The following is a 21,957-nucleotide window of genomic DNA, read 5'->3' on the forward strand; positions in this document are numbered from 1 at the left end:
AAACTTCCCGCCTCATCACTTCCCCGAGGCAAATCATGAAACGAGAACTCGCCATTGAATTTTCACGTGTAACGGAAGCGGCCGCGCTGGCTGGCTATAAGTGGCTGGGACGCGGCGACAAAAACGCTGCTGACGGCGCAGCCGTTCACGCCATGCGCATTATGCTTAACAAAGTGAATATTGACGGCCAGATCGTCATTGGCGAGGGCGAGATTGATGAAGCCCCGATGCTGTATATCGGCGAAAAGGTCGGTAGCGGTGAAGGGGACGCGGTGGACATTGCCGTGGATCCGATTGAAGGCACGCGGATGACCGCCATGGGCCAGGCGAACGCTCTGGCTGTGCTGGCTGTGGGCGACAAGGGCACCTTCCTCAACGCCCCGGATATGTACATGGAAAAGCTGATTGTCGGGCCGGGAGCTAAAGGCGTGATCGATCTGGCGCTACCGCTGGAAGAGAACCTGAAGCGTATCGCCCAGGCTCTGCAGAAACCGCTGTCTGAGCTTACCATCACCCTGCTGGCAAAGCCCCGCCATGACGCGGTGATCGAGCAGCTGAAGATGCTGGGCGTGCGTATTTTCGCTTTCCCGGATGGCGACGTGGCGGCCTCTATCCTGACCTGCATGCCGGACAGTGAAGTGGACGTGCTGTACGGAATTGGCGGCGCACCTGAAGGCGTGGTTTCCGCTGCGGTGATCCGCGCTCTGGACGGTGATATGCAGGCACGCCTGCTGGCCCGTCATATTGTAAAAGGTGACACGCCGGAAAACCGGGCGATGGGTGAGCAGGAGCTGAAGCGCTGCGCGGCGATGGGCATTGAAGCCGGAAAAGTGCTGAAGCTGGATGAGATGGCACGCAACGATAACGTAATCTTTTCCGCCACCGGCATCACCACCGGGGAATTACTGAAAGGCATCACCCGCCAGGGCAATATGGCGACCACGGAAACGCTGCTGATCCGCGGCAAGTCCCGCACCATCCGCCGCATTCAGTCAATCCACTATCTCGACCGTAAAGACGAGAGCCTGCATCCCTATATTCTGTGATCGGTGGGCTGATCAGATTCAGCCCTGTCGTCTGTCACCCGGCTGCCATGCAGGCAACCCCTGCGATTTTGTATACTATAATGCGGCATCCCGCAGCGGCCGGATTTATCCGGCCCGCCAGGCATACCTGCAACTTAGACGGTTTGCGGCTCCGGCCTTTTTGACAGCGGCAGCCAGCACAGCAGGATCAGCAGTGCCATCGCGAACATCAGCATTCCCAGGCTGAACTGGCCATTTTGTGGAAGCAGTGCCGAAAGCCATGCGGCCAGGCCAGACCCCAGATTCTGCAATCCTCCCAGCAGTGCCCCTGCCGTCCCGGCGATATAAGGCCACGGCTCCATCGCCCCCGTCGTGGCCAGCGGAAACAGCATTCCGGCACCAAAGAAGAATAGCGCGGCAGGCACAATCAGCGTCCAGATAGTCATCACGCCAAACCAGGCCGGGATCCACATCAGCGCCCCCGCCAGCAGGCAGCTGTTTACCGACCACCACATCATCTGTGGGAAAGGCTTGTTTTCCCGTCCGGCGAACCAGGCCCCGAAGAAGGCGGCCGGGATTGGCAGAATAAACAGCAGGCTGACGGTAATACTGTTCAGGCCCAGTACGCCGCCCATCAGTACGCCACAGCTCGCTTCGAACACCGCGATGCCCCCTAACGCGCCCATCAGCATCACCAGATAACGGACAAAGGTGCCGTCGGCCAGCAGCGGACGATAGCGGGAGAACAGCGCCCGTTTCTCAACCGGAGCCGGGCGGGTTTCCGGCAACCAGCGCAGCATTGCGGCACCCACCGCCAGACACAGCAACAGCAAAAACGCAAAGCAGGCATGCCAGCCAAACAGATGGGCCAACAACGCCCCAATGACCGGCGCGACCAGCGGGCTGATCAGGATACCCATATTCAGCAGGCTGTTGGCCTGCCTTAACGCACTGCCAGCATACAAATCGCGTGGCATGGTTCGCGCCATCACGCCCGCCACACCGGTTCCGAGACCCTGTATAGCACTGCCCAGCACCAGCAGGTCGAAACCAGGTGCGCTGAGCGCTACCAGCGTGCCGACAATAAAAATAGTCAGCCCGGCCAGGATCACCGGCCGACGACCAATATTGTCTGACAGCGGACCGTACAGTAGCTGCGAACCACCGTAGGTCATCAGATAGGCAGCCATCACCCGCTGCACTGCACCATCCCGCACGTTGAAAGCCTCAGCAATAGTTGCCATGGCAGGCACATAAATCGTCTGCGCCATCTGCCCGACGGCCACCAGCGCAATCAGCATCACCAGCAGATGTCCGTTAGCTATTTTTCTCATTTTCATCAGTATATTTGTCGGCTTTAACCACCATAAAAGGAAGATAAGCCAGGATAAGGAACTTTATGGCGGGGAAAATATCAGGAATAAATGACAAAGCGAGTAAAAGGGGAAAAATGACCGTCCACAGACTGTCAGCAAAAGCAGGCAGCGCCGTAAATCATTCTGTACGTTATAGTCATAATGCCCGTGTCGTAATTTGTCGATATGAGCTTTGTGACTGGCCGCCACTGGAAAAATGCCGCTTCAATAGCGAAGATACCGTGACTTACCTGCCTCACACCGACTAAGGAGCCGTTTATGGCCGAATGGGTTAACGCCACGATTAAACAGGTGAATGACTGGACGGACAGCTTATTCAGCATCACCGTGACAGCCCCCATCGACCCTTTTACCGCCGGGCAGTTTGCCAAGCTGGCGCTGGAAATAGATGGCGAGCGCGTACAGCGCGCCTACTCCTACGTGAACGCCCCCAGCGATGAGAACCTGGAATTCTATCTGGTCACCGTACCCGAAGGGAAACTCAGCCCCCGTCTGCATGCACTGCAGCCCGGCCAGCAGGTGATGATCACCAAAGAGGCCGCCGGTTTCTTCGTGCTCGATGAAATCCCTCAGTGTAAAACGCTGTGGATGCTGGCCACCGGCACGGCCATCGGGCCTTATCTGTCGATTTTACAGGAAGGTGAAGGGCTGGAACGCTTTGAGAATATTGTGCTGGTGCATGCCGCCCGCTACGCCCAGGACCTGAGCTATCTGCCGCTGATGCAGCAGTTGCAACAGCGTTATAACGGCAAGCTACGCATTCAGACGGTGGTCAGCCGGGAAGAGATTGCCGGATCGCTGACCGGCCGCGTTCCTGCCCTGATCGGAAGTGGCGAGCTGGAAGCGGCGGTTGGCCTGCCGATGGAAGCGGAGCATAGCCACATCATGCTGTGCGGAAATCCGCAGATGGTCCGCGATACTCAGCAATTGCTGAAAGAGACCCGCGAAATGCGTAAACACCTGAAACGCAAGCCGGGCCATATGACCAGCGAACATTACTGGTAATCAGGCATTCTGCGGCCGAGATAATTCACCGGGCAAGCCGTTTTACCAAAACGGTTTTCGCGCGGGGTACCGCGGAACACGCCCAGCTCCAGGGACATGGTCACCAGTATCAACGTGGGGATAAAGCGGCCCAGCGCCCACTGCCAGCTGGCAGGCAGCGACGCCCAGTCACCGGCCATCAGCATCCAGGCAGCCGGCAGCAACAGCGCCCAGTATCCTGCTTTATTCCGGTCATGCAGACGCTTGACTACCACCGCACTGGTCGGCCACAGCAGGCTGACCACGCAGAAGGCTGCCGTCTGGGTACTCATCCATCCGCGTGCGGCCAGCGTAAACAACAGAATCAGCAGCGCCAGCCAGAGCGTCAGCCAGATCCACAGATCGCGCCGTCCCAGTCTGCCACGGTACGAAAAACACCACGCTTGTAAGGTCATTTTTTATCCCTCAGAACAGCGTCAGGCTTTGACTTTGCCGGTCATTGTCCGTTCTAATCTTCAGCTGAATGTACAGGTTAGGGCAGACGACAATGAATAAAGCGATCTTCACGGGCATCATGTTACTGGTCACGCTGGCGACTGCGCCGGCTCAGGCCGATGCGGGTCCTCAGGATCGTGCTGAACATATGCCCACTGCGCCCTATCTTCTGGCGGGGGCTCCCACCTTTGATATGACTATCGGCCAGTTTCGCGAAAAGTATAATGCCAGTAACCCAACGTTGACGATCCCCGAATACCGGGCAATCGACAACCGTGGCGACAAAAGTAATTTGACGCGAGCTGCCAGCAAGATCAATGAAAATCTCTATGCCTCAACTGCTCTGGAACAGGGCACCGGAAAGATCAGAACCTTACAGATAACCTGGCTGCCCGTGCCGGGCCCGGAAGAGGAGAGCGCGCGTGATAAAGCCCGCGCTTACATGGCTGCACTGGAACGTTTTTTTGAGCCAACGCTGAACGAAGAACAGAGCCTGAAACGGCTGGATGAGCTGCTGAGCAAAGGTAAAGGATCGCGTTATTTTGCCCAGACCGAGGGCGCGGTCCGCTACGTCATTGCCGACAACGGCGACAAAGGGCTGACCTTTGCCATTGAGCCGATCAAGCTTGCGATGAACACCCCTGACCCCGGGCAAAAATGACGAAAAGCAAAGCCTTTAAAGGTTTTGATCTCTATACTGTCTGGCAGACAACCCTGCCCAGGCAGGGTAATTTAACCGTATCGCGCTAAGCGTGGAGGATAGAATGCGACATCCGTTAGTAATGGGTAACTGGAAACTGAACGGCAGCAAACATATGGTCAACGAGCTGATCGCCGGTCTGCGCACCGAGCTGAGCAGCGTTGACGGCTGCGGCGTAGCCATTGCCCCACCAGTGATGTATCTGGACCTGGCGAAACACGCCGCTGCAGGCAGCCACATCGTACTTGGCGCACAGAACGTTGACGTTAACCTGTCTGGTGCTTTCACCGGTGAAGTTTCCGCTGACATGCTGAAAGATATCGGTGCGAAATACATCATCATTGGCCACTCTGAGCGCCGCACCTACCACAAAGAAAGCGACGAGCTGATCGCCAATAAATTCGCCGTGCTGAAAGCAGCGGGCCTGATCCCGGTGCTGTGCATCGGTGAAACCGAAGCAGAAAACGAAGCCGGTAAAACGGAAGAAGTTTGCGCCCGTCAGATCGACGCCGTGCTGAACACCCAGGGCGCTGAAGCGTTCAATGGCGTGGTCATTGCCTATGAGCCAGTCTGGGCGATTGGCACCGGCAAATCAGCCACTCCTGCCCAGGCGCAGGCGGTGCATAAATTTATCCGTGACCACATCGCAAAGAAAGATGCGACCGTGGCCGCTCAGGTGATCATCCAGTACGGTGGTTCTGTTAACGACAAGAACGCTGCAGAACTGTTTGCTCAGCCGGATATCGACGGCGCACTGGTTGGCGGCGCATCACTGAAAGCAGACGCTTTCGCGGTGATCGTTAAAGCCGCTGCGGCAGCTAAAAACGCTTAATGTGTTCTCCCTGCACCGGTAACGGTGCAGGATCTCTCCATTTACCCACACTGTTCCATCAGTGCTTTTAACCTTCCCGCACTGTTTTCAAATCCGCCTGTCGGCATATTAGTCACGCTCAGCACTAATCCGTAGCGACGCTTTTCTGCATCCAGATACCAGCCCGAAAGCGGCGTTGGGGCCATGATCCAGACTTTCTGCCCGCGCCAACCCAGCGCCAGAGAAATCAGCTCCAGCGCACCGGCATAGCCGCTGGTGATGATGATTTGCGAAGCCTGGCAGCTTATCCCGCGCGTCATCGCCAGATGGCTGACCAGCTGCTCGCGCAGACGCAAGCTGCCAGGGGATCGGGATAGCTTGCCGGTCTGCTGGCCATTTCGCGGGTAAGGCGGTTGAGAAGGCGTGACCAGACTTTACCCGTTAAAGCATCATCAGCGGGCACGCCCATCTGGAAGATTAGCGGCGGTGCGTCAAAGTCATGGATCACATCATACAGCGGCGGCCTCACCGTTTGCTGCACCGGCGGCAGCGAAAAAAGCGGTGGCAGGCTCGATTCAGCTCCCACATTTCCCAATAATACATTTTCTGAACGCCGACTCACCTTCAATATAAAAACTTTATTATCAATAACTTAATCACTATAAAGTCTCCTTTTCAATGCCAACTATCACTGTTGCTAATTTCTTTTCATTCTTCATTCTCATTTTTAATCTTTAAACAATTTTTTAATTTACTCATAACAATGGTATATTTTCTGCTGGCCAGACGGGTTGTATTTCCTCCCTGCCTCAGGCAGCGAAACCCTTCCAGCTACCCCCTGTATTCAGCGAGACAGCCTAACCGATTCCTTAGAAACCGGGACTGTTTCACCTGCTTAACATGTTGACTCGTCAACATATGGAGATGTCGCCCCATGCGAAAATCAGCCGAAAGCCTTACCCCGGCCTCCGTACATGAATTGAAAACCGACGTTGATGTCCTGCTCATCGGCGGCGGTATTATGAGCGCCACGCTCGGCACCTGGCTTCAGGAGCTGGAGCCAACGTGGCAGATCGGCATGATTGAACGTCTCGATGGTGTCGCCGAAGAGAGTTCAAACGGCTGGAACAATGCGGGCACGGGTCACTCCGCGCTGGCAGAAATGAACTACACCCCGCAAAAAGCTGACGGTTCAGTCGACATCAGCAAAGCCGTTAACATCAACGAATCCTTCCAGATGTCCCGTCAGTTCTGGGCCTGGCAGGTGCAGCGCGGCGTGCTGAACAACCCGCGCAGCTTTATCAGCAGCGTGCCGCACATGAGCTTTGTCTGGGGCGACGATAACGTCGACTTTCTGAAGAAACGTTTCAGTGCGCTGCAAAAAAGCACCCTGTTCCGCGGGATGGAATATTCAGAAGATCCGGAGCTGATCCGCCAGTGGGTCCCGCTGATGATGGAAGGCCGCGACGTTGAGCAGCGCGTTGCCGCAACCCGCATCTCCGTCGGAACTGACGTTAACTTTGGCGAACTTACCCGCCAGATGATCGCTTCCCTGCAGAGAAGTCAGCGTTTTTCCCTGCAGACCAGGCATGAAGTCCGCCGTTTCAAACGCAATGAAGATGACAGCTGGACCGTCACCGTTGCCGACCTGAACAATGGCAGCAAAGAGAAAACCCTCCGCGCGAAATACATCTTTATTGGCGCGGGCGGCGCAGCCCTGACGCTGCTGCAGGGAACCGGTATTCCGGAAGCAAAAGATTATGCGGGCTTCCCGGTTGGCGGCGAGTTCCTGGTCACTGAAAATCAGGAAGTGGTGCAGCGCCATCTGGCGAAGGTTTACGGTAAAGCCTCGGTCGGCGCGCCGCCGATGTCCGTGCCACATCTTGATACCCGCATGCTGGATGGCAAACAGGTACTGCTGTTCGGGCCGTTTGCCACCTTCTCCACCAAGTTCCTTAAACAGGGCTCGCTGTGGGATATGTTCGGCTCAATGACCCCAGCTAACTTTATGCCGATGGTGCATGTGGGGCTGGATAACTTCGATCTGGTGAAATACCTGGTCGGCCAGGTGATGCTGACTGATGATTCGCGCCTGAAAGCGCTACAGGATTACTTCCCGGAAGCAAGACTGGAAGAGTGGCGGCGCGTTAAAGCCGGACAGCGCGTACAGATTATCAAGAAAGATGAGAAAAAAGGCGGCGTGCTGAAGCTGGGTACCGAAGTGGTCACCTCAGAAGATGGCACTATTTCCGCCCTGCTTGGCGCTTCTCCGGGAGCGTCAACCGCGGCCCCTATCATGCTCGACCTGATGAACAGAGTCTTCCAGGAGAGATTCCACAGCGCCGGATGGCAGGCGAAGATTAAGGCAATCATCCCGTCCTATGGCCAGAAGCTGAACGGCAACGTGGCGGCAACCGAGCATGAGCTGGCGGAAACCAGCCGCATTCTGCAGCTTGATTACACCCCATCTTCAGCCGCTAACGATGAAGCCGCTGAGGCGCATGATGCGGTAATCGGTAAATAATCTACTGCTGACATTGTCCCCGGGGCGTAATCTGAACTGCCGCATGACAAATGTTGGACGGTAATCTGACATTTTGAGATGCGGCTCAGACTTCGCCCTTTTGCATTCTCCATCCAACGTTTCGCCCTTTTCCTGCACGACTTTTTCAGGGGTCTATGCTTTTAGCTGACCGGAATAACAGGAGAAGCCGATGGACAACCCTTTATCCACCCCGCTTAGCAATGCTGAGTTGCAGCTACTGAACCGCTACTGGCGAGCCGCCAACTATCTTTCGGTCGGACAGATTTATCTGATGGATAACCCCCTGCTGCGCAAGCCGCTGAAGCCAGAGCATATCAAGCCTCGCCTGCTGGGCCACTGGGGCACCACGCCGGGCCTCAACTTTATTTATGTTCACCTGAACCGTATTATTCGGCAGCACAATCCTGACCTGTTGTATCTCTGCGGACCCGGCCATGGCGGGCCGGGCATGGTGGCCAATACCTGGCTGGAAGGAACCTACAGCGAAATTTATCCTGCCATTACCGCGGACGGAGAAGGGATGCGTAAGCTGTTTAAACAATTCTCTTTCCCCGGTGGCATCCCCAGCCACGCTGCACCGGAAACCCCGGGTTCCATCAATGAAGGGGGTGAACTGGGTTATTCGCTGGTGCATGCTTTTGGGGCCGCCTTCGATCACCCGGATCTGATCGTCCCTTGTGTGATTGGGGATGGCGAGGCAGAGACCGGTCCACTGGCCGCCAGCTGGCATGGTATCAAATTCCTCAATGCCGCACGCGACGGCGCGGTACTGCCCATTCTGCATCTCAATGGTTATAAAATTGCCAACCCGACGCTGCTGGGCCGCGCCAGCGATGAAGACTTGCAACAGCTGTTCCGGGGCTATGGTTATCAGCCGCTGTTTGTTGAGGGCGACGACCCGCTGAAAATGCACCAGCAGATGGCTGCCACGCTGGATAAGGCATTCGCTACTATTCGTGAGTTTCAGCAGGCAGCCCGTGCAGGCAAAGCGCAGAACAGTATTCCGGCGTGGCCAATGATTATTCTGCGCAGCCCAAAGGGCTGGACTGGCCCCAAAACAGTCGATGGCAAAAAAGTGGAAGGTTTCTGGCGCGCGCATCAGGTTCCCGTTTCCGGATGTCGCGAGAATGAAGAGCACCGCCAGATTTTGCAGGAGTGGTTGCAAAGTTATCAGCCTGAAGATCTGTTCGACCAGGCTGGCCGCCTTAAACCTGAACTGCAGGCACTCGCGCCTCAAGGTGATAAACGCATGGGATCCAGCCCGTATGCCAACGGTGGCCGCCTGCGTAAGGAGCTGAACGTCCCGGACATCCGCGAGTTTGCTGTACCGGTCAGCCATCCCGGTCAGACTCAGGAACAGTCAACAGCAGTGTTGGCGGGTTATCTTAGTGCCATCTTCCGCGACAATCCGGATAATTTCCGTATGTTTGGCCCGGATGAAACGGCGTCAAACCGGCTGAGCAAGGTGTTTGACGTCACCAGTCGCAGCTGGATGGAAGAAGTCAGGGAGTACGATGAGCAGCTCGCACCCGACGGCCGGGTGATGGAAATCCTCAGCGAACACCAGTGCCAGGGCTGGCTGGAAGGCTACCTTCTCTCTGGCCGACACGGCCTGTTCAACTGTTATGAAGCCTTTATCCATATTGTCGATTCGATGTTTAATCAGCACGCCAAATGGCTGAAGGTGAGCCGAAAGCTGGCCTGGCGTAAACCAATTTCCTCCCTGAACTATCTGCTCTCTTCCCATGTGTGGCGTCAGGACCATAATGGTTACAGCCATCAGGATCCTGGGTTTATCGATCATGTTGCCAACAAAAAAGCCGACATTGTACGAATTTACCTGCCGCCGGACGCCAATACCCTGCTGTGGGTTGGCGATCACTGCCTGCGCACGTGGAATCGTATCAACGTGATTATCGCCGGTAAACAGCCAGAACCTCAGTGGCTGAGTATGGAGGAAGCCGTGGCACACTGTGAGAAAGGAATGGGGATTTGGCCGTGGGCGGGCAATGAGCAGCCCGGAACCTCACCGGACGTGGTGATGGCGTGTGCTGGTGATGTGCCCACCATGGAAACGCTGGCGGCGGTAGATTTGCTGCGTCATTATTTACCCGAACTGCGCGTCAGGGTGGTTAATGTAGTGGACTTACTGGCCCTGCAGACCAGAGAACAGCATCCCCACGGACTGGAAGAGCAGGCCTTTGATGACATTTTCACCCAGGATAAACCGGTAATCTTCGCCTTTCACGGCTACCCGGCACTGATCCACCGGCTGACTTATCAGCGTAATAACCACCGCAACATGCACGTTCACGGGTTTATAGAAGAAGGCACCACCACCACGCCGTTTGATATGACGGTGCTCAATGAGCTGGATCGTTATCACCTGGCGCTGGAAGCGATAATCCGGGTACCGGGCTTACAGGAAAAAGCGGCCAATGTGATGGATGCGCTGCAGGAAAAGCTGGCAGCCCACCATGCGTATGTCCGGCAGTATGGCGAGGACATTCCGGAGGTTCGAAACTGGAAGTGGCCGTCACGTCAGGAGTAAAACGGGGTGGCCACTACGCGGCTTAAGGATAAATAACTTCCGCCAGCATCCACAAAGTGGTGGCGACCAGCGACAACGCCATCACGGTGTTGAACAGGCGCAGTTTCCACGGCACCTGCAAATGGCGGCCCATCCGGTCACCCATCATCGCCCAGATCATGATGCAGGGAAAATTCAGCACCATAAAGCCCACCGCCACGGCCAGGATGCCGCTGGTTGTGGTGTACATCAGCGCCACGTTAATCGCCATCAACCAGGCTTTCGGGTTCACTCCCTGGAAAAGCGCGCCGCCCAGCAAGGTCATCGGTCGGGCTTTTTCCTGCATTTCCGGCGCACCGGAACGGAAAATTTTCCACGAAAGCCACAGCAGATAGGCGCAACCCATCAGCGTCAGCGGCACCCGGATGGCGCTCATCCACTGCAGCAGGACATCCAGCAGCAGACCGGCCATCGCGGTCTGGATCGCACAGCCAATCATGATCCCCAACACCATCGGCAGGGTACGACGCATGCCAAAATTGACGCCGGAAGTGGCCAGCATCAGGTTATTCGGGCCAGGCGTAATGGACATAACGGTTACGTAGCTGAAGAAAGAGGGATCGAGCATGGTCTGTTTCCTGCTGGTGATTAAGAACACCAAAATACTCCCCGGCGGCAGAAGGTAACAGACTCAGAAATACACTATTGTTATGAGTACAATTACCCTTAATACATCACTGTACCCGTCTGCCGGAGGCACAACTGTGTCCATCATCGAACCGCAGGAAACCACGCTCTATCATCAGCTGGCCGAAACGCTGGCGGAAGCTATCCACGGCGGCACCTATCTGCCCGGTAGCCGCCTGCCCGCCATCCGCCGCTGCGCCAGCCATCATCAGGTCAGCGTCAACACCGTGCTGTCCGCTTACCGGATCCTCGAAGATCGGGGGCTGATCGAGGCCCGACCTCAGTCCGGTTACTACGTGCGTGGCATGCTTCCTTCGGTGAAAGCGGGGAGCCGCCATCGCACCACAGTCCGCTCGCCGAGCAGTGAGAAGCTGGATTTGATTGAAGCGGTCTTTGCCGCGCAAAACCATCCTGACTACACCAATATCTCTCTGGCCTGCCCGCAGAACAGCGACTTTTTCCCCACGGCTAAAATCAGCCGCATCATGGCCTCTTTACTGCGCCGCGAACCGGACCTGATTGGCCGCTATGCCCTGCCGCCCGGCAGCCAGCGGTTGCGGCGGGAAATCGCACGACGGGCGATGGATCTGGGTATGACGCTGACCGTGGAAGATGTGACCATCACCCACGGCTGTATGGAAGCGTTGCAGCTCGCTCTGCGAGCCGTGACCAGACCCGGCGATTGCGTGGGGGTTGAGACACCGACCTATTTCTACCTTTTCCCGTTGCTCGCCAGTCTGGGGCTGAACGTGCTGGAAATCCCTACCGATCCGCAGCAGGGCTTATCGCTGGACGCGCTGGAGCTGGTGCTGCAGGAGAAAAGAATTCAGGCGCTGGTCGCCATGCCTGTCGGGCAAAATCCGCTGGGCTATACCATGAAGCTGGAAGATAAAAAGCGGCTGGCAAAGCTGGTGAATCACTACCAGATCCCGCTGATTGAGGATGGTTTGTATTGTGAGCTGCAGTTCTGCTGGCCCCTCTCTCCGGCAGTCAAAGCCTTCGATAACGACGGCTGGGTGCTCCACTGCACCAGCTTCACCAAAACGGTCGCACCGGATTTCCACGTTGGCTGGATTGCGGCGGGTCGCTTTACAGAAGAGCTTGCGCGGCTGAAGTCGGTCTCCTCACTGGCCGAATCACGGCTGCTTTGTGAAACGCTCGGCTATTTTCTGGAGTCAGGCGGTTACGATCACCACCTGCGCACCCTGCGCCGACGCTATGCCGCACAGCTGGATGAGGTTCGCGGCCTGATTGCCCGCCACTTCCCGAAAGGCACACGGGCTACGCAGCCCAGCGCCGGTTTTGTGTTCTGGGTTGAATTGCCGGGAGACGTCGACTGCGTTGAGCTTTTCCACCGCCTGTTGCAGGAGAAAATCTGCCTGACGCCGGGCGCGTTGTATACGCTGAGCGATCGCGGCAATAGCGCAATGCGCCTGAGCTGCTGTTACCCGATTGATGAGCGCTATACCTGGGCGTTGCAGCGAACCGGCGCGCTGGCCTGCGAAATGAGTGGCATTGCGGCGGGCGTCGACTGACGACTACGGCGTCCCGTTGCGGCCCCAGGTGGCATAGCCTTTACGTTCCGTCAGGCGCTCGTAATAAGCCCGTACGGCTGGAAGATTAGGGTGATCCAGCGGCGTTTCATACCAGCGGTTGACCGACAACCCGACCGGAACATCCGCCAGGGAAAAGGCACTCCCGGCAACATAAGCGCCGGTGCGCTCCAGCTGCTGGTTCAGGATACCCATGGTGTGCGACCAGCCTTTACAGGCTGCAGCCAGCAGGCGCGGATCCTGATGGGCCGGAGAGTGCCGCACCAGTGACATAAAGGCATAGCGCCAGGAGGTGTTCAGCTCGGTGGCCTGCCAGTCAATCCACTGGTCGACCGGCGCACGGGCACGGGGATCGTCCGGATAGAGCCAGCCACCGCCGTAAGCATTGGCCAGATAGCGAATAATAGCGTTGGATTCCCACAGAATAAAATCCCCTTCCTGGATCACCGGCACCAGCGCATTAGGGTTCATCGCTTTGAAAGAAGCTTCCTGAGGTGACTTAAAGCCATCACCCCAGTCATCACGCCGGTAAACGATATCCAGCTCTTCACAAACCCACAGTACTTTTCTGACATTGATGGACGAGGCTCGTCCTAATATCTTCAGCATAATTCCGTCACTTAGTTGTTCAGGCTCAGGCTATTAATACGCAACCCGGTGCGGGCTGACAATGGCTTTTCCTGCGGGAACAAAACATTGTGAGCTTTGGCCCCACGATAAAGACAATTCCTGGTACTATCAGAGAACGCTACCGGAAAGGAGAATCACGATGACGCAGTTACGCGCTTTTAAGCAGGTTGATGTTTTCACTTCCTCACCGCTGAATGGCAATCCGCTGGCGGTGATTATCGAAGCCAGCGATCTGAGCGATGAGCAGATGAGCGCCATTGCCCGCTGGACTAATCTGTCGGAAACCACCTTTGTGCTGCCGCCCGTTGATCCGGCGGCGGACTATCGGGTGCGGATTTTCACTCCCGCCCACGAGCTGCCTTTCGCCGGGCATCCCACTCTGGGAACAGCTCATGCTCTGCTGGAATCAGGCATCGCGCTGCATACGCCGGGCAAGATTGTGCAGGAGTGCGGCATCGGCCTGGTAACGATTAAAATTGGCGCGGATAATGCTCTGGCTTTTGCAGCACCGGAAGCCACGCTGACAGAATTCACTGATGCCCCACTCAGCAGCGCGCTGAACAGCGAAGCCATTGAAGCCAGGCTGCCGGTGATGGCGGCTGATATGGGCATTCGCTGGCTGCTGATCCCGATGACTTCAGCCGACGCGGTGCTGGCGAGTCAGCCCAACGTGGTGGAATTTGAGCGGCTGACAAAAAAAGCGCGCGTGAATGGCGTGATGTTATTTGGGCCGCTTGATGGCGTAGCGGAGCAGTATGAAGTACGCGGCCTGTTTATTGAAAATGGCTCGCTGGTCGAAGATCCGGTCACCGGCAGCGCCAACGCCTGTCTGGCCCGCTATCTGCAGGCACAGGGCGTTGAGCTGGACTACCGCGTGCGTCAGGGTACTGCTCTGCAGCGTGCTGGCCGCCTGAGCGTGACTTACGCGGCTGACGGCGTGTGGATTGGCGGCCAGACGGTGACGGTACTCAACGGCACCATCAGCGTATGATCTGCGGTGTAAGGCGCTCGATCAGAGCGCCATGCCGCCGGAAGCTTCGATACGCTGGCCGTTAATCCAGCCACTTTCGTCGCTAAGCAGCAGAGCAACGGCATCGCCAATATCATCCGGCAGGCCAGGACGGCCAAGCGCAGTCATGGAGGCCACAAAAGCATTCACCTGCGGATTATCCCGCACCATTCCGCCGCTGAAATCAGTTTCAATTGCGCCGGGAGCCAGCACGTTGGCGGTGATCCCCCGCGCACCCAGCTCCTTCGCCTGATAGCGGGTCAACACTTCCATTGCACCTTTCACCGAAGCGTAAGCGCTGGAACCCGGCACGCTGAATCGGGCCAGGCCGCTGGAAACATTCAGGATACGACCACCGTTGACCATCAGCGGCAGCAGCTTCTGCGTCAGGAAAAAAGGCCCTTTGAAATGGACGTTCACCATCTCGTCAAACTGCTCTTCACTGGTGGTGGCAAAATCTTCGTGCAGCGCAGTGCCTGCGTTGTTTAATAAATAGTCAAAAGTATCGCGCTGCCAGACGGCTTTCAGCTGTTTCTCAACTTCGCTGGCAAAGGCAGAGAAGGTTTTACTGTTGCCTGTATCCAGTTGAAGGGCCACGCCATGGGCACCGAGCGCGTTTATCTGCTCCACCACCTCCTGCGCTTCCTGCTCTTTACTGCGCCAGGTCAGAATGATGTCAACACCCTTCGCGGCCAGTTTAAGGGCCGCATTCTTACCTAAACCGCGGCTTCCGCCGGTGATCAATGCAATTTTATGGCTCATCTTGTACTCCGGTAGTTTCGCTGTGGACAAAATAGAGGATATTACCTCCGTTCTGATCTATAAATGTCTTCAGGGACGCATCACTGTTCCATTTTAAACAACAACAGGCGCTCGCAATGGATAAAATTCACGCAATGCAGGTCTTTGTCAGGGTAGCTGAATTACAAAGTTTCACCCGCGCGGCCGAAAGCCTTGGATTGCCTAAAGGCAGCCTGTCGCGGCAGCTGCAGGCGCTGGAAAATGAGATGGGCACCCGGCTGCTGCACCGCACCACGCGGCGGGTACAGCTGACTCAGGATGGGCTGGTTTATTACGAGCGCTGCCGCGATGTACTGGCCACGCTGGAAGAGATGGATTCGCTGTTTCAGCACGATCCCGCCTCAATCAGCGGCCGCCTGCGGGTGGATATGCCGGTCAGCCTCGCCTGTGACTATATCCTGCCGCTGCTGCCGGACTTTCTGCAGCAGTATCCCGGCATTGAGCTGGAACTGAGCAGCAGCGACCGGCGCGTGGACGTGATCAGGGAAGGTTTTGACTGCGTGATCCGTGGCGGCGCGCTGGACGACTCCGGGCTGATTGCCCGTCCGCTGGGTATGCTGACCCAGATTAACTGCGCCAGCCCGGACTATCTGGAGCGTTTCGGAATCCCCGTCACGCTGGAAGACCTCGCCACCCACGCCGTGGTGCATTACAGCCAGCAGCTTGGCAGCCAGCCACAGGGGTTTGAGTTTTTTGACGGCAAAACCCGCCACTTTATCAAGACCGGCGGCACCGTCACCGTTAACAGCACCGAAGCTTATCGCGTTGCCTGTCTGTCCGGCCTGGGCATTATTCAGGCCCCTGAGTGCGGCATGCGTCAGGCGATAAAAGACAAAAGACTCATTGAAATCCTGCCACATTTTCGCGCAGAGCCCCTGCCCCTCTCGCTGATTTATCCCCACCGCCGCAACCTGGCGAGGCGGGTTCATGTGTTTATGGAATGGCTGACTCAGGCGACAAAACGTTACGTAGCCTGACCGCCTGGCTATAATTTGACTTTGGCTACAATATTGAAGGATACGAAGAAGGTTTCATGACGGAAAATAATTTAAAAGAAGTTCAGCAGCACGACGAGAAGCCGCTTATCGCGATTAAAACTGGCAACCAGACCGTTGATAAATCCATCACCCGGGTCTCAAAGCTGGTGACCTGGTTCCAGGCCATTCCGGCTGTGGCGCATTTTATTCGCGCAGGGGAGCGCTTTAACGATCGCCTGGGCAGCCAGTTTGGTGCAGCGATTACCTATTTCTCTTTTCTTTCGCTGATCCCGATCCTGATGGTCTCTTTCGCAGCCGTGGGCTTTGTGCTGGCATCCAATCAGGATTTGTTGACGGAGCTGATCAACAAGATCGTCAATAACATCAGCGATCCAACGCTGGCCTCCACGCTGAAAAATACGGTGAATACCGCCGTGCAGCAGCGCACCACCGTCGGCCTGACCGGGCTGCTGATTGCGTTGTACTCAGGCATCAGCTGGATGGGTAATTTGCGTGAGGCGATCCGTGCCCAGTCACGTGACGTCTGGGAGCGTAACGAGCAGGATAAAGAGAAGATCTGGATAAAGTATTCCCGCGATTTTATCTCGTTAATCGGGCTGGTACTGGCACTGATCATCACCCTGTCTCTCACCTCCATTGCCGGTGCAGCGCAGGCGGCCATTGTCCGGGCGTTGGGACTGGACGGTATCGAGTGGCTGCGCCCGGCGATGACGTTAATTGCGCTGTCGATTTCAATTACGGCTAACTATCTGCTGTTCCTGTGGATTTTCTGGATCCTGCCACGTCATAAGCCACGCAAGCGGGCACTGTTACGCGGCACGCTGCTGGCGGCGATAGGCTTTGAAGTGATTAAATTTATTATGACGCTGACGTTACCGAAACTGGCCTCTTCGCCTTCCGGCGCGGCTTTTGGTTCGGTACTGGGATTGATGGCGTTCTTCTACTTCTTCGCCCGCTTAACGCTGTTCTGTGCGGCCTGGATTGCCACGGCAAAATATGCCGATGACAAGCCGGTTGAGTCACCTGCCGTTAAGCATTAAGGCATTAAGACCAATCCGGGGCTGGCGACAGCCCCTTACGATTTCAGAATGCTGCAACTGTGATCCTGCAACTCTTCAGCAGAACCCCGGTTGAGCAGCAGCAGATTACGTTTGATCACCATCAGCACCCGGCGACCATCCTGTAATGAAGCCATCGCAATGCCGTATTTATACATCTCATCCCGCGCGCCGGGCAGTTCATTAGCCACCCGGATAAACGGGCTGGTCTTGATCAGTTCATCGCTGGTCAGCGTCCTTACCTGATACTCATGACTGCCCAACTGCTCGGATTGCCACTTGCTGCTCAGTGAAGCATTCAGGCTGTCCAGTCGCTGGCGAATATCCGGACGCAGGCAGGAGATATGAATATGCAGCTGATTCTGCGTTCTGCCGCGAAGTGAATTGATGGCGAGTGCCACCGCGCTGTCATCAACAGGCTGGCCGCGTTTCTCTTCCATATAGTGACGGGAACGCCAGGCTTCGGCAAAGAAGTTGGGCGTCGAGGGATTGAGCACTTTCGGGCTTTCAATACCGGTTATTTTCTCCACCGGCATCAGTAAAAATTGCAGTGGACCCACGCGATCTTTCAGTACCACGTAGCTATTGTGAAGGTCTACCAGACGGCACGGGGTGGGATCGTTATTCTGCTGCTGATTAGGGACACACTTCTGGCTGACAATCCGCCACAGGGCATCGGAATTATTTTTATGATTGTATGCCACCGAGGCACAACCGGCCGTCAGGGCTATCGCAATTAGTGCCACTACAATCAGGACACGCTTTCGTCCCTGCATGATCGAAACCTCTGGTCATCACCTGCTCATAATGTAAACGAACAGGTGATGAAGATCATGTCAAATAATCAATCGCGGTGACCATTTAAAATGCTTTCAATTTTACCGGGTACAGGCGCTGCTCCGCTACCCTGGTTCTATTATTCCGGCTTCATCACCTGGTCGTAAGTGCCGCCATCAGAGAAGTGGTCTTTCTGAGCTTTGGTCCAGCCACCAAATTTATTATCAATGGTGAACAGCTTCACTGGCGCGAAGGTACTGGCAAACTTCTTCGCCACTTCTGGATCGCGCGGGCGATAGAAGTTCTGTGCGGCGATGGTTTGCCCTTCTGGCGAGTAAAGGTATTTCAGATACTCATCGGCAACTTTGCGGGTGCCGCGCTCATCGACAACCTTATCCACTACGGAGACGGTTGGCTCGGCAAGGATAGACTCACTTGGGGTGATGATTTCATATTTATCTTTACCCAGCTTGTTGGCCAGATAAGCTTCGTTTTCCCATGCAATCAACACATCGCCTAACCCTCTTTCGACGAAGGTATTGGTTGCGCCACGTGCGCCTGAATCCTGCACTTCAACGTTTTTGAACAGCGCTTTGACGTAAGCCTGAGCTTTAGCCTGATCGCCATTGTTGTGGTCCAGCGCCCAGCCCCATGCCGCCAGATAGTTCCAGCGTGCGCCACCGGAAGTCTTTGGGTTCGGGGTGATCACGGACACGCCAGGCTTGGTTAAATCCTGCCAGTCATGGATCTGTTTGGGATTCCCCTTGCGGACCAGGAACACGATAGTGGAAGTATAGGGAGCAGAGTTATCCGGCAAGCGCTTGATCCAGTTCTTGTCGATACGGCCGCGATCGGCAATCGCATCCACGTCGGACTGCAGTGCCAGCGTGACAACATCGGCACGGATGCCGTTGATAACGGAAGTGGCCTGTTTGCCAGAGCCGCCATGTGACTGACGGATCACGACATTGTCACCGGTTTCCTGCTTGTAATGCGCACTGAACGCCTTGTTGTACTGTTCGTACAGTTCACGGGTTGGATCGTAAGAGACGTTCAACAGCTGAATATCTTTTGCCAGCACACTGGTTGAGGCCAGTAACAGGGTTATGCCCACACTCCACTTCTTCATCACACGCGCTCCCAAAGGTTTTTTTGCTGTAAGAGAGCGTGACACAAAGTCTTTCACGATTTAAAGAATTAAAAAATAGCTGTAATAACTTAATGGAATAACGATTTGCATAAAAAAGGCGCTGACAGCCAGCGCCCTGATTTTTATCAGTAAAGTTTCTTGGCAGTATCCAGCCAGTCACCTTTAAACGGACGTTTCATGTTTTCAATCGCGTCGATGATGTCGTGGTGGACCATCTTCTCATTCTGAATACCCACGCAACGGCCGCCATAGCCCTGCAGCAGCAGCTCAATAGAGTAAGCGCCCATGCGGGAAGCCAGGATACGGTCATAGGCTACCGGTGCGCCGCCGCGCTGGATATGGCCCAGTACGGTGGAACGTGTTTCACGTTTCGTTTCGGCTTCGATGTATTTCGCCAGCTCGTCGATATCGCAGATGTGCTCGGTAATCGCCACGATGGCGTGTTTTTTCCCTTTAGCGATACCCGCTTTGATCTCCTGCACCAGTTCTTCGCGGGTGTAAGGGATTTCCGGCAACACGATAAACTCACAGCCACCGGCAATGGCTGCCGCCAGCGTCAGGTCGCCACAGTAGCGGCCCATCACTTCCACGATGGAAATACGCTGGTGCGAAGAGGAGGTGTCACGCAGGCGGTCGATAGCTTCCACCACGGTTTCCAGCGCGGTGAAGTAACCAATGGTGTAGTCAGTCCCCGCCACGTCGTTATCAATGGTGCCAGGCAGGCCGATGCACGGGAAGCCCATCTCGGTCAGGCGCTTGGCGCCCATGTAGGAACCGTCGCCGCCAATAACCACCAGCGCATCAATGCCGCGCTTTTTCATGTTCTCAATGGCAACGGTACGCACGGATTCTTCACGGAATTCAGGGAAGCGGGCTGAGCCAAGGAAAGTGCCGCCACGGTTGATCATATCGGACACGCTGTAGCGGTCCAGATTCACCATACGATCTTCGTACAGCCCCAGATAGCCATCATAGATACCAAAAACTTCCAGATTCTCACTCAGCGCTGCGCGAACCACTCCCCTGATGGCAGCGTTCATGCCTGGAGCGTCACCGCCACTTGTCAGTACACCGATTTTTTTTATCATGACAACCTCTGAACTTGTTGATGCAAATTATAAATTCTGAACGCCGTTGGGGGGATCGACGCACGCTCGATCTTACGGACTGATAATGGCAATAGTATATCAAAGCCTGTGAGCTGAATTGATTCAGGTCAGTGATCATTCGCCTAAATTATTTGCGCTACGTCACGTTTTTTACACTGTAATGGTAAGCCATTTATTTTACTGGAAATCATAGCTCATGCGGACGCTGTTCGGGAACCACCGAACAGGGGTCCTGGTGGATGGTGATATCCGCGCCAGGAAAACCTTTTAACAGAGCCTGCTCCACCTCTTCAGCAATCTGATGAGCCTTGAACAAAGGCAGATGATCGTCCAGTTCCAGATGCAACTGAATAAAGCGCGTAGGACCAGACTGGCGTGTACGAATATCATGGGCACCCTGCACACCCGGCCAGCTGGAGACGATAGTCATGATTTCCTGCTGATCCTCTTCCGGCAGCGCTCTGTCCAGCAGCGACTGCACCGCATCGTAGCCCATCCGCAATGCGCTGTAGAGAATATAAACGCCAATACCCAACGCAAACAACGCATCGGCACGTTTAAAGCCATACCAGCTCAGCGCCAGGGCCAGTAAAATCGCGCCGTTCATGATCACGTCGGACTGGTAATGCAGCATATCGGCCCGCACGGCCTGGCTGCGCGTCCGCCGCACCACCCAGCGTTGAAAAGTCACCAACACCATCGTTGAAAACAGCGCAATTAAAGTCACCACAATACCGACCAGTGGCGCCCGCATTTCATTGGGCGTGGCCATGTGCTGCAAGCCAGTCAGGAAGAGGAACAATGCAGAACCGGAAATAAACATACTTTGCGCCAGCGCGGCGAGGGATTCAGCTTTACCGTGGCCAAAAGTGTGTTCTTCATCGGCGGGTTGAAGGGAGTAGCGCACCACAAAAAGGTTGGTCAGAGAGGCAGCGATATCCACCAGGGAATCCACTAAAGCCGCCAGCAGGCTGACCGAACCGGTATACCACCAGGCAAAAATTTTCACCAACAGCAGTAGCGAAGCCAGGGTCGTTGCCGCCAGCGCAGCACGGTTCACCAGGCGCGCGTAGTGTTGTTCCATGCCACACTCCGTTCAGTTCAGTGCGCTAAGTATACTGGATTTGGGGCAAAAAAAACCCCGCCATCATGGCGGGGAAGACAGGGATAGTGTCTATGGCAAGGAAAAACAGGGATACTATGTTACTGGTTACTGCCGGTACTACTCACTGCCTGCAGCGATGAAGCCTGCTGCATGTTCGTTAGCTTGCGCATTTCGCTCATGCGCTGCTGGTGTTTCTGGTTCAAAACGTCCTGCTGGGTTGGTGTTAACAGGTGGTACATCTGGTTGCGAACGCGGGCCATCTCGACCTGCCGGGCAACTTCCGCCTGTGCTATTTGATCCAACCGGGCTTTATAGGCCGCTTCGTCAAATTTATCTGCGATAATCATGTCGTGCAGTTGTTCTAAATCGCTAATACTTATGGGAGAACGTTCATGACGCGCCTGCTGCATCAGATCCCGCATCTGTTGACGCTGCTGTTCAGTGAGATTGATGCCATCAAACATGTGACTCTGCGGGATTTGCGTCATACTGCGTGGCGCCGCATTGTCGTGATGCATCTCGTCAGTCGTCGTCACTTCTGTGGCCCACGCGGCGGAAAAACTCAGTATCAGCGCCGGTACCACAACGACGGCGGTAACTTTGCGCATCGTTAA

22 protein-coding genes are annotated in these 21,957 nt (G+C 55.6%); 10 read left to right on the plus strand and 12 right to left on the minus strand.

Annotation, left to right across the window (positions count from 1 at the left end; genetic code table 11):
- Positions 1–35 precede the first annotated feature (35 nt).
- Positions 36–1,046: a class II fructose-bisphosphatase gene (gene glpX / locus GSQ70_RS09160; RefSeq protein WP_158782242.1), complete on the plus strand. Its 1,011-nt coding sequence runs from the start codon at positions 36–38 to the stop codon at positions 1,044–1,046.
- Positions 1,047–1,180: 134 nt separating this feature from the next.
- Here the strand turns inward: glpX and emrD are convergent, their stop codons facing one another.
- Positions 1,181–2,359, minus strand: coding sequence for a multidrug efflux MFS transporter EmrD (gene emrD / locus GSQ70_RS09165; RefSeq protein ID WP_158782243.1), 1,179 nt, complete (start codon positions 2,357–2,359; stop codon positions 1,181–1,183).
- Positions 2,360–2,659: 300 nt separating this feature from the next.
- Between emrD and fpr the strand changes: the two genes are divergently transcribed.
- Positions 2,660–3,406 carry a ferredoxin--NADP(+) reductase gene (fpr, locus tag GSQ70_RS09170; RefSeq protein ID WP_158782244.1) on the plus strand — a complete coding sequence of 249 codons (747 nt, stop codon included), beginning with the start codon at positions 2,660–2,662 and terminating at the stop codon, positions 3,404–3,406.
- On the opposite strand, the gene GSQ70_RS09175 is transcribed toward fpr, so the two are convergent.
- Positions 3,397–3,840, minus strand: coding sequence for a DUF805 domain-containing protein (locus GSQ70_RS09175; RefSeq protein WP_158782245.1), 444 nt, complete (start codon positions 3,838–3,840; stop codon positions 3,397–3,399). The genes fpr and GSQ70_RS09175 overlap by 10 nt on opposite strands.
- Positions 3,841–3,932: 92 nt before the next feature.
- On the opposite strand from GSQ70_RS09175, the gene GSQ70_RS09180 reads away from it, so the two are divergent.
- Both GSQ70_RS09180 and tpiA read left to right on the plus strand, forming a co-directional pair.
- Positions 3,933–4,541, plus strand: coding sequence for a YiiQ family protein (locus GSQ70_RS09180; protein ID WP_158782246.1), 609 nt, complete (start codon positions 3,933–3,935; stop codon positions 4,539–4,541).
- 103 nt (positions 4,542–4,644) lie between these two features.
- A complete protein-coding gene (gene tpiA / locus GSQ70_RS09185; RefSeq protein WP_158782247.1) occupies positions 4,645–5,412 on the plus strand; it encodes a triose-phosphate isomerase in 768 nt (255 codons plus the stop codon).
- A 41-nt stretch (positions 5,413–5,453) separates the two neighbouring features.
- Here tpiA and GSQ70_RS25735 read toward each other — a convergent pair whose 3' ends face one another.
- A complete protein-coding gene (locus GSQ70_RS25735) occupies positions 5,454–5,747 on the minus strand; it encodes a hypothetical protein (RefSeq protein WP_199257240.1) in 294 nt (97 codons plus the stop codon).
- Positions 5,708–5,986 carry a hypothetical protein gene (locus GSQ70_RS09190; RefSeq protein ID WP_199257241.1) on the minus strand — a complete coding sequence of 93 codons (279 nt, stop codon included), beginning with the start codon at positions 5,984–5,986 and terminating at the stop codon, positions 5,708–5,710. Before GSQ70_RS09190 ends, GSQ70_RS25735 begins: the two co-directional genes overlap by 40 nt.
- A 339-nt stretch (positions 5,987–6,325) precedes the next feature.
- Between GSQ70_RS09190 and mqo the strand changes: the two genes are divergently transcribed.
- On the plus strand, positions 6,326–7,915 hold the full coding sequence (gene mqo / locus GSQ70_RS09195; protein WP_158782248.1) for a malate dehydrogenase (quinone): 1,590 nt from the start codon (positions 6,326–6,328) through the stop codon (positions 7,913–7,915).
- A gap of 190 nt (positions 7,916–8,105) precedes the next feature.
- Complete coding sequence (locus GSQ70_RS09200; RefSeq protein ID WP_158782249.1) at positions 8,106–10,487, plus strand: phosphoketolase; 2,382 nt, start codon at positions 8,106–8,108, stop codon at positions 10,485–10,487.
- A gap of 22 nt (positions 10,488–10,509) precedes the next feature.
- On the opposite strand, the gene GSQ70_RS09205 is transcribed toward GSQ70_RS09200, so the two are convergent.
- Complete coding sequence (locus GSQ70_RS09205) at positions 10,510–11,094, minus strand: LysE family translocator (RefSeq protein ID WP_158782250.1); 585 nt, start codon at positions 11,092–11,094, stop codon at positions 10,510–10,512.
- Positions 11,095–11,230: 136 nt separating this feature from the next.
- Here GSQ70_RS09205 and GSQ70_RS09210 point away from each other — a divergent pair, with 136 nt between their 5' ends.
- On the plus strand, positions 11,231–12,688 hold the full coding sequence (locus tag GSQ70_RS09210; protein ID WP_158782251.1) for a PLP-dependent aminotransferase family protein: 1,458 nt from the start codon (positions 11,231–11,233) through the stop codon (positions 12,686–12,688).
- A gap of 3 nt (positions 12,689–12,691) precedes the next feature.
- On the opposite strand, the gene GSQ70_RS09215 is transcribed toward GSQ70_RS09210, so the two are convergent.
- Complete coding sequence (locus GSQ70_RS09215) at positions 12,692–13,315, minus strand: glutathione S-transferase family protein (RefSeq protein WP_158782252.1); 624 nt, start codon at positions 13,313–13,315, stop codon at positions 12,692–12,694.
- A gap of 160 nt (positions 13,316–13,475) precedes the next feature.
- On the opposite strand from GSQ70_RS09215, the gene GSQ70_RS09220 reads away from it, so the two are divergent.
- The gene (locus tag GSQ70_RS09220; protein WP_158782253.1) at positions 13,476–14,327 is read left to right on the plus strand and encodes a PhzF family phenazine biosynthesis protein; all 852 of its coding nucleotides are present in this window, start codon (positions 13,476–13,478) and stop codon (positions 14,325–14,327) included.
- A 21-nt stretch (positions 14,328–14,348) separates the two neighbouring features.
- On the opposite strand, the gene GSQ70_RS09225 is transcribed toward GSQ70_RS09220, so the two are convergent.
- Complete coding sequence (locus GSQ70_RS09225) at positions 14,349–15,107, minus strand: SDR family NAD(P)-dependent oxidoreductase (protein ID WP_158782254.1); 759 nt, start codon at positions 15,105–15,107, stop codon at positions 14,349–14,351.
- 116 nt (positions 15,108–15,223) lie between these two features.
- On the opposite strand from GSQ70_RS09225, the gene GSQ70_RS09230 reads away from it, so the two are divergent.
- Positions 15,224–16,123 carry a LysR family transcriptional regulator gene (locus GSQ70_RS09230; RefSeq protein ID WP_158782255.1) on the plus strand — a complete coding sequence of 300 codons (900 nt, stop codon included), beginning with the start codon at positions 15,224–15,226 and terminating at the stop codon, positions 16,121–16,123.
- Between the two features lie 56 nt (positions 16,124–16,179).
- The gene (yhjD, locus tag GSQ70_RS09235; RefSeq protein WP_158782256.1) at positions 16,180–17,184 is read left to right on the plus strand and encodes an inner membrane protein YhjD; all 1,005 of its coding nucleotides are present in this window, start codon (positions 16,180–16,182) and stop codon (positions 17,182–17,184) included.
- A gap of 35 nt (positions 17,185–17,219) precedes the next feature.
- On the opposite strand, the gene GSQ70_RS09240 is transcribed toward yhjD, so the two are convergent.
- The 5 genes from GSQ70_RS09240 to cpxP form a co-directional block, all read right to left on the minus strand.
- Positions 17,220–17,978, minus strand: coding sequence for a CDP-diacylglycerol diphosphatase (locus GSQ70_RS09240; RefSeq protein ID WP_158782257.1), 759 nt, complete (start codon positions 17,976–17,978; stop codon positions 17,220–17,222).
- A 140-nt stretch (positions 17,979–18,118) separates the two neighbouring features.
- On the minus strand, positions 18,119–19,108 hold the full coding sequence (locus tag GSQ70_RS09245) for a sulfate ABC transporter substrate-binding protein (protein WP_158782258.1): 990 nt from the start codon (positions 19,106–19,108) through the stop codon (positions 18,119–18,121).
- A 146-nt stretch (positions 19,109–19,254) separates the two neighbouring features.
- A complete protein-coding gene (gene pfkA / locus GSQ70_RS09250; RefSeq protein WP_158782259.1) occupies positions 19,255–20,217 on the minus strand; it encodes a 6-phosphofructokinase in 963 nt (320 codons plus the stop codon).
- A 208-nt stretch (positions 20,218–20,425) separates the two neighbouring features.
- On the minus strand, positions 20,426–21,322 hold the full coding sequence (gene fieF, locus GSQ70_RS09255; protein ID WP_158782260.1) for a CDF family cation-efflux transporter FieF: 897 nt from the start codon (positions 21,320–21,322) through the stop codon (positions 20,426–20,428).
- 119 nt (positions 21,323–21,441) lie between these two features.
- Positions 21,442–21,951 carry a cell-envelope stress modulator CpxP gene (cpxP, locus tag GSQ70_RS09260; protein ID WP_158782261.1) on the minus strand — a complete coding sequence of 170 codons (510 nt, stop codon included), beginning with the start codon at positions 21,949–21,951 and terminating at the stop codon, positions 21,442–21,444.
- Positions 21,952–21,957: the final 6 nt, after the last annotated feature.

This window comes from Pantoea sp. BAV 3049 (assembly GCF_009765445.1).
GTDB lineage: Bacteria > Pseudomonadota > Gammaproteobacteria > Enterobacterales > Enterobacteriaceae > Erwinia.